Here is a 12,599-nt window from a genome sequence, read left to right on the forward strand (position 1 = left end):
CGCCGTCAGCGGTCGACTGCGGCGAGGTATCTGGCTGCTCGGCTATCGAGTTCGGCGACCGAGCGGATTCCTTTGGCACGGTAGATCGAGAGACCCGAGCGCATGTCCCGCACGGCCTGGCGGGCTCGGCCGGAGTGGATTCCGTCCATGGTGTCGAGCGCTTCCGACCACGTGCCGCAGGCCTCTTCGATGTTCCCGCTGCGAGCCTGTACTGCGCCCAGATAGCCAAGGGTCACCGCGTGCGTGCGGGTGAACGTGGCTGCCTTGCGTGTACGGACGCTGTGCTGGAACTCCTTGGTCGCCGACGCTAGATCGCCCATGTCCCGCAACGTGCACGCGGTCTCGTGGGCCAGGCTGGCTTCGCCGAAGAAGAAAACGCGTCCAGGTTCGTCGTCGCCGGCTGTTGCGGACGCCAGGTCAGTCTCAGCACGAAGAAGCGCTCGGGACGCAGCCGCTCGCTGCCCGTCAACCGCAAGCGCCCGCGCGTGTACGACACCGATCAGCGAACGTTCGCGAGGAGTCGCGTCTTGGTAGCGACGTCCGTCCAGCGAGGCCTCGGCTATCTGGACCGCGTGCCGGTGGTGTCCGAGATCCACGGCCTGGTGTGCCATAGCCCGGAGGATGTGGGCAGCCAGTGGAGCGTCGTTGGCTTCGGCGGCCAGCTTTACCGCGACGGCGAAGTACCGCTGAGCGATCGCGTGCTCGGAGTTGTCGAACGCCATCCAGCCAACGAGGTAGGCGAGTTCTCCAGCAGTGGAGAACATCCCTTGGCGTACGCCGTCGTCGGCGTAGGAGGCGCGAAGGTATCCGGCGACGTCGGAGGTCAGATACTGGACGACGGCCGCACGAGCATGTCCTCCGCCTCGGCGTTGATCGATACGGGTGAACAGCTGGACTGTCTCCCGGACAGCGTCGAGGTCGCCTGCGCCGACCAGTCGCCCGCCCCTGAGGTTGCGATGTCTAGCGGATCGCTCGCTCAGCTGATCCCACCAAGCTTGATCGGGCAGGGTCAGCGCGGCCACCGAGTAACCGGCCGCCCGCAGTACCGACCTGCGCTCGACATCCAAGGTGCTTCTCCCGAGATCGACCAGCGCCGTCAGCGTATCCGCATTCCAGTCGAGTATCGGTGACGAGCTGACCGTTGTGAGACCGATCTCATCGGCCGTGACTGTGCGCCCAAGACGTCGGGAAAGCGCCTCGACGAGGATGCCGGGCGCGGAGCCGGATGGCCTGGAGCCGGCCACCCAGTGAGAGACATGTGATCGGCCGACACCGGCCTGGTCTTCAGACCGTCTTTCGGCCGCGACGCGTCCGAATGCGAGCGCCAATTGGGCATGCGACCAGCCGGCCTCCGCGATCGCCGCTGCGAGCTTCTCATTGCGTTGCCGGGTCTTCGACACGACAGATGCCTCCCCTCGATGAGCAGCTGATCTGATTTGCCGTTCACCGCTTTCACCACACCGGACCTCTGTCACGGATAGCAACTAACCGTAACCGATGGTTCGCTCGTCGTGTCGGGAAATCCGGCGATCGTCGGTGGTTGGAGAAATGGTGGTGGGAGTTGTCGTGAACACGCAGATGCGAGTGCTGGGTCTGATTGCCGCAGTGCTGGCCGTAGCGATGGTGATCGACGTAGTACGTGACCTGCGAGGCCGTCGATGACCGTTCTCGAACGCCGCAGGGTGCAGGTCTGGTTCGGCAGCCACGTGATCGCCACGTACGTCGCAGAGAGATTGCTCGCCGATCGGTACGCCGCGGCGATGAGCCGTCGATTCGCTGGTCTGCGCATCACCAATGAGCCGCTGCCGCCCAACGCGCCAACTGATCCGGTACAGGCCCCTGACCACCCGACGATTCCGTCCGAGCAGCGGCTCTGGCCGCTGACCGTGCTCTGAACCCAAATCACGAGGAGAACACCATGTGGCAAGACCAGGACCGCTTTCCGCTCAGCAGCACTCAGGTTGCCGAGACCACCAGTGATGAGTTCCTTCGCCCGTTCGGGCTGCGGTTCGTCGACTACTCGCCGGGCCGGCCTCGGTTCAGCCGCCCGGAGGTGACGCTCTGCAGGGAACGGCAGATCGGTCTCGTGGATGGACGAGTGGCGACGGAGGTGATGCCAGTCGCGGCGACCATGACGCAGACGGAGTCCGACGGCAAGGATGTGCTCGCCGTGGACTGGATGGTCGACGACAAGTAGCGGAGACGATCCCGATGACCGAACCTGCCCGGATCCTGGTGCTGACTCATGACGACGACCCGACGGCAGATGTCGTCTTGCATCAGCTCAATGCCAGAGGAACCCCGTTCGTGCGCTGTGACCCGGGAAGCTTTCCGACCGACCTCTGTCTGACAGCAAGGCTCGATCCCGGAGCGACAGCCTGGGACGGTCAATTCTCTGGAGCACCTCGGGAGATCGATCTGCAGTCAGTGCGGGCCGTCTACTACCGCAGGCCGTCGGATTTCAGGGTCGGCGGTGGATCGCGGAGCGAGGAGGCTTTCGCTCGCTCTCAGGCCAGGCACGGGTTCTCGGGGGTTCTGAGCAGCCTTCCCGAGGCGGTCTGGCTCAACAACCCGGCGGCTATGGCGGACGCACGAGTCAAGCCGCACCAGCTCGCTGTTGCGGCGCGGTGTGGTCTGCAAGTGCCGGCGACCCTCATCACCAACGAGCCGGAGATGGTCAGCGACTTTGCGCGGTCGGCCGGCGGCCGGATTATTACCAAGTCGCTGGCCACGATGGTGACGGTGGACGACGTACGCGGCAGTGGCGTTCTGTACACGGCTGAGGTTGCCGAGGATCTGTGGGGAGACCCGGGCATCGCCGCCACCGCGCATCTGTTCCAGGAGTTGATCGAAGGCGTCGACATCCGCCTGACCGTCGTTGCCGGGGAGTTCTTCGCCGCCGAAATCTACCCCACGGATCTCGGGGGACCGGTCGACATCAGAGCGCACAACGAGAACGTCAGCTATCGGGTTGTCGAGGTGCCTGACGGCGTACGCAGGCGAGTGCTCGATCTGCTCCGCGAACTACGGCTTGCCTTCGCTGCCCTCGACTTCCGGGTGGTTCCTGGGCGTGGTTGGATCTTTCTCGAAGCCAATCCCAATGGACAATGGGCCTTCATCCCTGAGCTGCGAGATCCGATCGCCCAGGCGATCGCCGACTTCCTGGAGACCAGTTGCCGATGAGTGAGCCGACATCGAGCTTCGATCGCCAGGCAGCGGAAGACCTGGACAAGATGGTCAGCGAACTCGTTGCGAACGGCAACATCACTGATCGGCGTTGGCGGGAGGCCTTTAGAGCAGTACCGCGCCACCTGTTCGTGCCGCGGTTCTATCGCAGCGATCAGAACGGCAACACGATCGTCGACTCGGCCTCCAGAGACGAGTGGCTGTCGGCTGTCTACTCCGATATTCATCTGGTCACGACCGAGGATGTCAGGTCGTCTTCGACAGCGCCCAGCTTGATGGCGAGCATGCTCGAAGCGCTAGAGCTGACCGGTGACGAGCGAGTTCTCGAGATCGGTACCGGGACCGGTTACAACGCGGCGCTGCTCTCGGAGAGGTTGGGCGCCGATCATGTGGTGAGCGTCGACATCGATCCTGATCTGATCGCCCAGGCCCGCGAACGGCTTGAGGTGGCGGGCTATAGCCCGCTGGTTGCGGCCGCTGATGGAGTGAACGGCTACCCGGACGCCGGGCCTTATGGCGCTGTCATCGCGACCTGTCGGCTCGACTACGTTCCGTCGGCTTGGCTTCAGCAGGTTCGGTCGGGCGGAGTCATCGTGACTCCAATGGGTGCCGGGGTCGCCGTACTTCGGAAAGCAGCAGCTGGCGATGAGGCTGCGGGCCACTTCCTGCCGAACTCGGCGTACTTCATGCCATTGCGTCATCAGCCGGAACCATCGGCCATCGGTGAGTTGATCCAGATCGCTCTGAACGGAGCTGGCGCGAGTCGGCCCCATCGCTTCGACACCTCGATCTATCGCGACAACGAGGCGCGATTCTGGCTCGACCTGACCAACCCCGACGTTCGCGCGATGACCGTGGACGGTGTGTCGGTTGTCTTCAGCTCTGAGGGCTCATGGGCTCGCCTCGCCGAGGACATGGTGGTCCAAGGTGGTCCCAGTAGCGTTTGGGACGACGTCGAGGCCGCCCATGATGATTGGCTCGCTGCTGGTCGGCCTTCACGCGAGCAATACCGGATGAGGATCACGGACGCCGGGCAGGGTGTCTTCCTGGCTGGTCGTCCTGGCCCGACGCATCGGTTGAGGCCTTTGCCCGGTTGAGCTCGTCGGGGCGTTCAGGGCTACGACGGACTTGGGTCGCTGGGGGACGAGCGGGTACACACCGGCGACGGCGGGGCGGCGACGGTGGTCGGGTCGCGCGACAGCGCGCAGCATGCGGCGGCAGCCGCCACGATCGGCGAAGCCGGAGACGTCGGCGTCAGCCGCAAAGGCCGGCGTAGCCGGAGGGTGGGCGGGAGCGGGCGTAGCGGGCGCTCGGAGGAGCGTAGCGACGGAGGGCGGCTGCGGAGAACGCGTGGGAAAGAAAAACCCTCTCCGGATCGCGGAGAGGGTTGGTGTCGATGTGTGGTCAGGGGCGGTCTCGAACCGCCGACCTTCCGCTTTTCAGGCGCTCACATAACCGCAGGTCAGAGGCCAGTACCGGGGCTGTCGTGCAATCCACGTGCAACATCGCGTGCTCATTGGGCCCCGTTGGATCAACTTCTGAGGAGTACGTATGCGGCGCGGGTCCGCTTAAGGCACATGGCGATTGTCAGGAGGAGATGGAGGCAACTAATTACAACCACAGCAGTCCACCAACGGTCGAGCGGCTGGGCGTCACCCTGGGCGTTTGGTTTGGCCCACATGCCAGCAGTGACGACGACGACGGTGGCGACGAGCCCGGCAGCCACCGCATAGAGGACGTTCGAGAACAGTTCATCGATGAGGAGTAGAACGTGGTCGCGACGGACCTGGTCCAGGTTCGAGCCCACCTGGATCCTCAACTGGAAGACGAAGATCACCAGAGCGAACAGCAAGCCGGTCAGGATCGCGACGCCTTGGACTAGATCTCCAACTGAGGGCATCCGCAGACCCAGAAGCCAGCTCACCACGCCGAGACCCACGGGCAGGCCCAAGAAGGTAGCGAAGTCTCGCCGGCGCAGCTTTCCTGTGCGGACATCTCGCAGCGTCCGGTAATGCTCAGTCACAAGCGGGGTCGGCGTGAGCTTGCTCGTCATTGATCAGGTACCTCCAGCCTGACGGCGAGCTGGTCGTCCGACCATTCGCCGTTCTGCCACTGAGTCTGCCAGTTGACGCCGACATTTTTGAAAAGCTCTGGAGCGGTCTGCAGACACTCGCTGCGGACCGCTGCTGCATCCGGGACGGGGTCACCGGGTTCGGCGATCACAAGGGCGAAGCGAGGTGTTTTCTCCTTGTTGATAACGAAGGTCTTGGTCCGGCCGTGCGCCGAGACCTGCACTTCGACCTCATCAGGCTCGTTCCCATCGGGGAAGCCGAGGATTCGGCCAGCCGTGATCTTCTTGCTTCTCAACCCGTTGAGGAGAGACAGGGGCAGCTTGCTGCCCTTCTCCGGCCGCAGCGTCTGAACGAGGCGGCCGACGCTCTGTGGAATCCCCACGTCGGCGAGGTCTGAACTCCAGTTCCACTCGTTGACGATGCCTGTCACGCTGTCAAGCTTCGCCGCTTCGAGCCAAGCGTCTGTCTCTACTACGGACTCAGTCTTCAGCATGAAGTCAGGAAAATTGTGTCGGAAGGCTTGACCGAATAGCTCTGGCAGCTTCCGGGCTGGGACCTCTCGTCCGATGCGCTCCAGAAACATCAACGCGTGTTGTTCGCCGGTCGGCACCATGAAGAAGAGTCGTGCGTGGCTAGTCGCAGCCATGTTTGGACTGCGCTTGTGCTCCACTTTGTGATCGTCGACATTGTGGGTCAGGCCCTCCGCGCCGAAAGTGCCGCCGTCAACCTCAACCATCAGGGTTCGACCCCTGCTATCGATCGAACTCAAGGTCGTGTAGACCTCGTGCGCTCGGTCGACGAGGCGATCAGGATGCACACCATCAACCATGCCGTGGAAGAGCGTCAGTAGATCGCTCTGCGTCGGATGCTTCGGATCAAAGGCGGAGACATCCAGCAAGTCTCCCGGCTTCATCCGCTTGTGGACCGACAGTTTGGTGACGAATACAGAGTGCCTTGGCATGAGCTTCCTTCCCCCTAGTCACGCCATGTGAACGGCATCGTATGGGAATCTGAACCTCAGGCACAGAGTTCGTTACCATCTGTGAGGTCGGCATCATCAGGGCTTGATCTTGATAGACCGGGGGAGCTGCGCAGCGGATCCATTCGCGGCGATGTCGCTGAGCGCTTTGGCGACCTCCTTGTCCCGTCCATCGACTGCATGGATGTACCGCTGAGCAGCAGCCGGGGTCGATTGGCCGGCGCGCTTCATCAGGTCGATGGTGCTCGCGCCGGAGGCAGCGGCCAGGCTCTGCCCGGTGTGCCTTAGGTCGTGGAACGAGATCTCTAGGCCGACCTTCTTACGTGCTCGTACGAACGCCTGGTACAGGGCGTTCCCCCGCATGCGATGCCCGTTCTTGCCGACGAAGAAGTACTCAGGTCCGGCGAATTCTTCGCTGTGCGCGACGATCAGCGGCCACACGTGAGGCGGTACGGCTACCTCCCGCTTGCCTGCTTCGGTTTTCGGGTCTTTCTCGAACTTCCGAGGAGATTCGAGCAGCTCCACCCAGTTCTTTCGGACCCAGACCTCTTGCCGTACAACATCTACGTCCATGGTCCGGAGGCCACAGACCTCACCGCGCCTAAGACTGCACCAAGCCGCGACCACAACGGCAGCGCGATATCGAGGTGTGATTGCCTTGATCAGCTCGTCAACCTGAGCGGGCGTCGCAATCCCTCGTTCGGTCGCTTTGTCGGCACCAGCTCCGGGGATCTGGCATGGGTTCTTGACGATGGCCTCATCTCGCACCGCCGCATTCATCACCGCGCGAAGAAACCGATACGACTGTGCGATTGAAGTCCGACCGCCGGTGCCGCGCCGAGCCTTGGAATACCACTTGCGCACTACGGGCGGCGTGATGCTCCGCAGCGGCATGTCCAGGAGGTCACCCATGTGCAGCCGCATGTTCCGCCGACAGGTCTCTTCCCAGCGCTCCCCGATCTCCTCGTTCTCGATGAGGTAGGCGCTGGCGTACTGCCGAAAGGGAACCTTGCCTAGCGCCTCGTCCTGCCAAGCGCCGCTACTGAGATCGACCTCGACCTTGAGCAGCCAACGTTCGGCATCACGCTCATTTTTGAACGGCGAAGGAGCTGGTTGCCGAACGCCGTTGCGTCCGATGTAGGACGCTTGAAACTTGCCCGATGGGAGCTTCCGCACGTTGCCGAATGAACGACGCGGCTTCTTTTCCTTCTCCTGTTCAGCCATCACGCAACCACCCGTCCGGCGCTCCAACGCAGTTCGATCGGATCGACCGTCTGCTCTTCGATGTACGCCGTGAGAACGTCCTCAGGAATGCGCACGTGGCGACCCACGCGAACGAAGTGGATACGGCGTTCCGCGATCAACCGGCGCGGGAATCGCTCCGTAGTCCCCAGAACCTCAGCAGCCTGGGCGACCGTAAGTAGCCTTCTCACTCGATTGCTCCCCGTCTATGCCGCCGAGCTGGCGGGCAGTTGGTCAGTTGCCGAACCGATGTCGTCCGGTGGTGAGGTGCCGTCGCGGGCGCGTTGTTTGGCTGCCTCGTACTCGGTGCGCCAGCGGATGCGTTTGGTGATGGCGTAGGCCATGACTTCTTTGTGAGTTGGCACGTCTTCCTCACCGGGCCGGACGGCGGTCCAGATGAACCGTGGCTGTTCGTCGTCGCCGGTGTTCTGAGCGACCGACAGAGCTGACTGGTCGTCCATCGCGACACCGGCAGCGGCCAGGGTCTGGCGGATGACTTCAGCGCGGTCGGCCCGGTGGTCAGTCAAGGTCTTGCCGGTCCATTGACGAGATACGAGCACGCGCCGGCCACCGACGCCGAGGTGCTGGCGGTCGTGAGCTTTGGCGTCGCAGACGCCAGGTACGACGTTGCCGTCAGCATCCTTCGGAGTGATTCCGTACAGAAGCCAGTTCGCGCAGCTGGGCGAACACGGCAGGATCTTGACCTGGTCGTGCAGTCGGATCATGTGGTCGAGCTGAGCCGGGTGGATTGCGTCGGGATCGTCGCCAAAGGTCTCCGAGATGGCCTTACCGAGGTACTTAGTCAGGTAGCCAATCGCCTTGCCGACCTTGGAGCGCTTGCCCGTGTCGTCGTCGGCCACGATGCCCTTGTAGTCGAGCTGAGCACCAAAGCGGACGACGTGTGCAGGTCGAGCTGCGTCGTCGGCGGCCAGGTCGTCCAGTGCGTCATCCCAGGTCGGCAGGAGGACGCCCGTAGCGGTGTCGAGGAACCGTTTGGACAGCTCGTCCCATACCGGCAGGTCCCGGCCGGTGTCAGCGCCGTACAGAGGCTTGTCGTGGGCGGGCCACCAGACTTGGTGATAGGTGGCGTCGAGGACCTGGCGGACGATCTCGCGCGGGATCGTTCCGCGGACTGCTGCGTGCAGATGCGGAGCGAGGCGCTTCTGCGGTTCGACCACGGCGAAGTACTGAGCCTTGTAGCCGGCGCAGCGGCGCAGGTTCTGAATGAACCGGTCGACGCCCTTGGCGAAGTGCAGGGCATCGAGCGCAGCACGGCGGTAGTCGTAGGTGTCCGGGTCAAGGGGCGTCGAGAGCAGCGGCGACTCGGTGCTGTGGTGGACGCCGCAGCCGCACGGGACTAGGCCCTTGCCGGGGACGCGGTGGGGCAGGCGGTGGGTCGGGCCGTAGGAATCGCAGGTGAGGGTGAGGAACATCGACGGCCGGTAGGTCTTGCCGTTCGGTGCGCGGAAGCTAGTGCCGAGCGTGCGCTTGTCCATCGGGACTCGTGGCAGGTCTGGGGCGTCCTGGCGGCGGCGGGTCGAGCGGACACGGCGAGTGGTCTCGTCGTCGGCCGGCGTTTCGTCTTCCGGCTCGGTCTCGTCCTCCTCGTCCTGCTCGAGGTCGCGGTCAGGTATGAGTACTTCGACTTCGCGGTGCCAGCCTTCGCGGCATTGCTGCATCCGTAGGCGTCGGTTCGCTTCAGCGCACGGCGGGCATTTTGTGGCGAGCGTTGCGCCGCAGTTGACACCGACGACTCGTTCAGTGCCGGTTTCGGTGTCGTAGATGCGGTTGAGGATCGGGCGGACGCATACGCCGTTGGTGACGGCCAGGTCCCGCACCATGTCGAGAGGGAGGTGGTCCAGGGTGATCTTCTTGGGTGCCTTGGTGTCGGTCATTCTGGACCACCTCCCTACTGGGGTTGATTCGTCTCGGACGGCTGTTCGTGGGGAATGCGGGCGGTGAGGTAACAGCGGACCCCGGCCTTTCCGCGATTGGTAAAGAGCTGTCCGGAGCCGTCGAGCTGGAACACCACGGCAAGGACCTTGACCATGACCTCGATCTCGGCCGGATTGCCGGATAGCCGCATCTGTACTGACATCACGCCGCCGCCTGTCCTCGGCGAGACAGAGGGGACATCTCGGTCTTGGGGTGGTCGGGTTTCCAGTCGGTGCGGCAGACGGCCGGTAGCGCTGCCGAGGAGCGGGTCATCCAGTACGGGGACAGCGGGGCGAGTTTCGCCGTGATCGTTTCCCGGTCGATCTCGGTTGTCGCGCCCCAGACGCCTTGCTCGTCGTTCAGGAGCGCGGAGGCCAGGCAGGACCGGCGTACAGGGCACGTAGCGCAAACTTGGTCAGCAGCCTTGGTCTGTACGGCCAGGTCGTCGCTGTAGAACCCCGGGTTGTCGGTCCTGGCGCATGCCGCCTCGTCGTTCCATCCGCGTCGTATCCAGGAGTTAATGACGACCCGCACTGCGGGCGGCAAGACCGGGACGATCGGTAGTTGGAGTTGGCCGGCGGTTTGAAGCTTGGGCTTGTGGTTGGCCTGGCGGGTGGTGATGCTGACGAGCGTGCTCATGCGGCTTCACCGTCTTGGACCAGGTCGCCGTCGAGGATTTGTCCGGCCACGGTGTTCGGGTTGATCAGGGCCACGTCCGCGCCCTCGATCTCCCGGTGCGGGCCAAAGGTGGTGGCCATGTGGCGGATCTGGTTGTCGCTGACGTACGCAGCCCGGACCCGGACGGGCTCCTTCCTGCCTTCCTGAAGGATGTAGGCAACGCCCGGCATCGAGTCTGGGATGCGGTCGCATTCCGCGCCGAGGTCTCGCGCGCCTTCGCCTAGCGACATCTCTACCTGGGCTTCGTTGTCGAGCCGCATTGCGATCTTGGTCGGGAACAGTTCCCGCCAGGTCACAACGTCCTTGGTCACGAGCAGAGAGGTAGCGAACACCGAGTAGCCCGGTGCGCGACCCTTGCCGAGTAGCCGACCGAGTGCGACGTCGATCCGTGCGCTGATCCGCCGACCTTCTGTGCCCGGCAGGAGAACGGTGAGCTGCATCAGCTCATCGATCACGATCAGCACGAACGGGGTTTCCTGCGACGGCGTGAACGTGCGTGCCTTGCCGCGCAGCAGCTTGGTCCGGTCGTCCAGGTAATCGGCGTCGGCTTCGAGCAGCTCGGCCATCGCTTCGTAGTCGTCGGCCTCGTACCGCTCGAACAGCTCGCGGCCCCATTCGAGTTCCATGCCGCCCTTGGGATCGATTCCATGTACTACGACCAGGCCCGCCCGGATGTACGGGGCAAGCGCCCACAGCAGCGCCCACAGGACCGACGACTTGCCGGCGCCGGTGACGCCACAGACGAAGATGTGCCGTCCGACGACCTTGATCCGCCACGGCGTGCCGTCCTCGCAGTAGCCGAGGATCAGGTTGTCCAGGTCCTCGACCCGCAGGCGTACCGGGTGGGGGATGAGCGAGACCGTCTTGCGCAGTGGGTCAGCGGTGTAGAAGTCCACCCACACCCGGCCCGGTTCCAGCTCACGGACTGATACCCGGCGAGCCTTGCCCGCGTGCCGCAGATCTTCGACTGCCTCGATCACCTGTTGGGCCCGAACACCGAGAGGGAGGTCGAGCAACAGGGAGTCGATACAGCCCGTCGAGCGGACCTTGAGAATGCGCGGACGCAGAATCCAGCCCGTCATCTCATCGGTCACCGACAAGCCCAGTCGCCCCATCCAGAGCCACCAGCGCGGCGCGTACCGGAACCAACGCCGGTACCAGGCCTTCACCCGGTACACCACGACGTTGCGCAGCGAGGCCGGCGACTTCCACCCCCAGACAGCCAGCATCACAACCAGGACGCCAGTCGCGACCAACAGCCACAACCAGCCCTCGCGGTGAACGTAGACCGCCAGCGCCGGGATACCGAGCAGCGGGACCATCACCCCCGGATGCCGCAGTTGTGAAGCCAGCATCCGGCCGAGTGGGTAGTCGCCGGCGGCTTTCCTGCCGAACTTGATCTTGTTACCCATGTCTACTTGCCGCCTCTCTCATGCTTGGCGAACCGGCGCTCGATCAGGAGCAGCTCGGCCGAAGCCAGCTCCAGTGCCGTCATCGCGCCGGTAGCGCCAGCGTTCGCGTCCGGGTCCGGTACACCGGCCAGAACTTTCGTGGTCTTCTGCAGTTGGGACCTGGCGTCGTCCAGGTCGTTCATCAAGCGGCGCAGCCGGAACATCGCGTCCAGGTCGTTCTCGACATCCAGCGCTCGCGCCCACTGATCCAGCAGCCGAGGCCGCCGTCCAAGTACCGCCATGCCTTTCAGCCCCTCTCGTGTGCTGCGAACATGCGCAGCGCGTCGTCAATGGCCACCACGGCCAGATCGATCCGGTTCAGCGCCGTATCCAGCGATCGGCGCACTTCCTCACTCGGGGCCTTGGACACCGACCGGGCCGTGATCTTGATCCGGTCTTGGCTGTCCAGCAGGCGGCCGAGCAAGCTGTGCAGTTCCCGCAACGCGTCTTCGTCGTTGCCGACCTCCATCGCGGCAGCCCATCCGTCCAGGTCGCGGCTGTGCCGTGCCATCCGGATCACCCGCGCTCGTGAATCGCGAACCCTCGAAGCGCCTCGTCCACAGCCATCACAGCCAGATCCAGCCGCCCAAGCGCAGTAGCCAGAGACCGGCGTACGTCCTCGTTCGGAGCCTTCGACAACGACCGAGCTGTCGTCCTGATCCGGTCCTGCCCGTCCATCAGCCGGCCGAGCAGCTTGTGCAGCTCACCAGCAGCGTCGAAATCGTTGGTAGCTCCTACCGCGACCGCCCAAGCGTCGAGATCACGCCGGGTCGCGAACAGGCCTGCCATCACTGCTCTCCTCTCTCGTGCGCCTCGAACTTGCGTTTCACCAGGCCGAGCGCCGACCACAGGTCGATTGCCTCTTGCGCGGCTTGGCGTGACATCACGAGCAGGTCGGGGTCAGGACATCCACGCAGACTCACCTCGACCCGCAGCGCCCAATACGCCATGTACTTCAACTTCTCCCGCAGCTCGCCCAGCGCCGTGATCGCGTCGCCGTCGTTGCTGACAGCAAGCACTCGCGCCCACCGGTCCAGCTCTCTCGGTCGCGGCATT

Annotated in this window: 17 protein-coding genes and 1 pseudogene; 5 read left to right on the forward strand and 13 right to left on the reverse strand. The window is 64.1% G+C overall.

Features of this window, described 5'->3' with window-relative positions:
* Positions 1 to 5: 5 nt before the first annotated feature.
* Entirely contained in the window at positions 6 to 1,400 is a 1,395-nt protein-coding gene (locus OHA70_RS15410) for a hypothetical protein (protein WP_328332999.1), read from the reverse strand.
* 258 nt (positions 1,401 to 1,658) lie between these two features.
* Between OHA70_RS15410 and OHA70_RS15415 the strand changes: the two genes are divergently transcribed.
* The 5 genes and pseudogenes from OHA70_RS15415 (at position 1,659) to OHA70_RS15430 (ending at position 4,283) form a co-directional block, all read left to right on the forward strand.
* A complete protein-coding gene (locus tag OHA70_RS15415; protein WP_328333001.1) occupies positions 1,659 to 1,895 on the forward strand; it encodes a hypothetical protein in 237 nt (78 codons plus the stop codon).
* A gap of 23 nt (positions 1,896 to 1,918) precedes the next feature.
* Entirely contained in the window at positions 1,919 to 2,197 is a 279-nt protein-coding gene (locus tag OHA70_RS15420) for a hypothetical protein (protein WP_328333003.1), read from the forward strand.
* A 14-nt stretch (positions 2,198 to 2,211) separates the two neighbouring features.
* Positions 2,212 to 2,562: pseudogene (locus OHA70_RS39775) on the forward strand (MvdC/MvdD family ATP grasp protein); the annotation flags it as partial.
* A gap of 18 nt (positions 2,563 to 2,580) precedes the next feature.
* Complete coding sequence (locus tag OHA70_RS15425; protein WP_328333005.1) at positions 2,581 to 3,183, forward strand: hypothetical protein; 603 nt, start codon at positions 2,581 to 2,583, stop codon at positions 3,181 to 3,183.
* On the forward strand, positions 3,180 to 4,283 hold the full coding sequence (locus OHA70_RS15430; protein WP_328333007.1) for a methyltransferase domain-containing protein: 1,104 nt from the start codon (positions 3,180 to 3,182) through the stop codon (positions 4,281 to 4,283). The genes OHA70_RS15425 and OHA70_RS15430 overlap by 4 nt, the downstream gene beginning before the upstream one ends.
* A 434-nt stretch (positions 4,284 to 4,717) precedes the next feature.
* Here OHA70_RS15430 and OHA70_RS15435 read toward each other — a convergent pair whose 3' ends face one another.
* The 12 genes from OHA70_RS15435 to OHA70_RS15490 form a co-directional block, all read right to left on the reverse strand.
* On the reverse strand, positions 4,718 to 5,239 hold the full coding sequence (locus tag OHA70_RS15435; RefSeq protein ID WP_328333009.1) for a hypothetical protein: 522 nt from the start codon (positions 5,237 to 5,239) through the stop codon (positions 4,718 to 4,720).
* Positions 5,236 to 6,219, reverse strand: coding sequence for a hypothetical protein (locus OHA70_RS15440; RefSeq protein ID WP_328333011.1), 984 nt, complete (start codon positions 6,217 to 6,219; stop codon positions 5,236 to 5,238). The genes OHA70_RS15435 and OHA70_RS15440 overlap by 4 nt, the downstream gene beginning before the upstream one ends.
* 96 nt (positions 6,220 to 6,315) lie before the next feature.
* Entirely contained in the window at positions 6,316 to 7,461 is a 1,146-nt protein-coding gene (locus OHA70_RS15445; RefSeq protein ID WP_328333013.1) for a site-specific integrase, read from the reverse strand.
* The gene (locus OHA70_RS15450; RefSeq protein WP_328333015.1) at positions 7,461 to 7,670 is read right to left on the reverse strand and encodes an excisionase family DNA-binding protein; all 210 of its coding nucleotides are present in this window, start codon (positions 7,668 to 7,670) and stop codon (positions 7,461 to 7,463) included. Before OHA70_RS15450 ends, OHA70_RS15445 begins: the two co-directional genes overlap by 1 nt.
* Positions 7,671 to 7,685: 15 nt before the next feature.
* The gene (locus OHA70_RS15455; RefSeq protein WP_328333017.1) at positions 7,686 to 9,374 is read right to left on the reverse strand and encodes a replication initiator; all 1,689 of its coding nucleotides are present in this window, start codon (positions 9,372 to 9,374) and stop codon (positions 7,686 to 7,688) included.
* A 14-nt stretch (positions 9,375 to 9,388) separates the two neighbouring features.
* On the reverse strand, positions 9,389 to 9,577 hold the full coding sequence (locus tag OHA70_RS15460; protein ID WP_328333019.1) for a hypothetical protein: 189 nt from the start codon (positions 9,575 to 9,577) through the stop codon (positions 9,389 to 9,391).
* Entirely contained in the window at positions 9,577 to 10,053 is a 477-nt protein-coding gene (locus OHA70_RS15465) for a WhiB family transcriptional regulator (RefSeq protein ID WP_328333020.1), read from the reverse strand. The genes OHA70_RS15460 and OHA70_RS15465 overlap by 1 nt, the downstream gene beginning before the upstream one ends.
* Entirely contained in the window at positions 10,050 to 11,504 is a 1,455-nt protein-coding gene (locus OHA70_RS15470) for an FtsK/SpoIIIE domain-containing protein (RefSeq protein ID WP_328333022.1), read from the reverse strand. Before OHA70_RS15470 ends, OHA70_RS15465 begins: the two co-directional genes overlap by 4 nt.
* Before the next feature lie 2 nt (positions 11,505 to 11,506).
* Entirely contained in the window at positions 11,507 to 11,785 is a 279-nt protein-coding gene (locus tag OHA70_RS15475) for a hypothetical protein (RefSeq protein WP_328333024.1), read from the reverse strand.
* Positions 11,786 to 11,790: 5 nt separating this feature from the next.
* The gene (locus OHA70_RS15480) at positions 11,791 to 12,054 is read right to left on the reverse strand and encodes a hypothetical protein (RefSeq protein WP_328333026.1); all 264 of its coding nucleotides are present in this window, start codon (positions 12,052 to 12,054) and stop codon (positions 11,791 to 11,793) included.
* Positions 12,055 to 12,059: 5 nt separating this feature from the next.
* Complete coding sequence (locus tag OHA70_RS15485; RefSeq protein WP_328333028.1) at positions 12,060 to 12,332, reverse strand: hypothetical protein; 273 nt, start codon at positions 12,330 to 12,332, stop codon at positions 12,060 to 12,062.
* On the reverse strand, positions 12,332 to 12,598 hold the full coding sequence (locus OHA70_RS15490; protein ID WP_328333030.1) for a hypothetical protein: 267 nt from the start codon (positions 12,596 to 12,598) through the stop codon (positions 12,332 to 12,334). Before OHA70_RS15490 ends, OHA70_RS15485 begins: the two co-directional genes overlap by 1 nt.
* Position 12,599 lies beyond the last annotated feature (1 nt).

This window comes from Kribbella sp. NBC_00382 (genome assembly GCF_036067295.1).
Lineage (GTDB): Bacteria > Actinomycetota > Actinomycetes > Propionibacteriales > Kribbellaceae > Kribbella.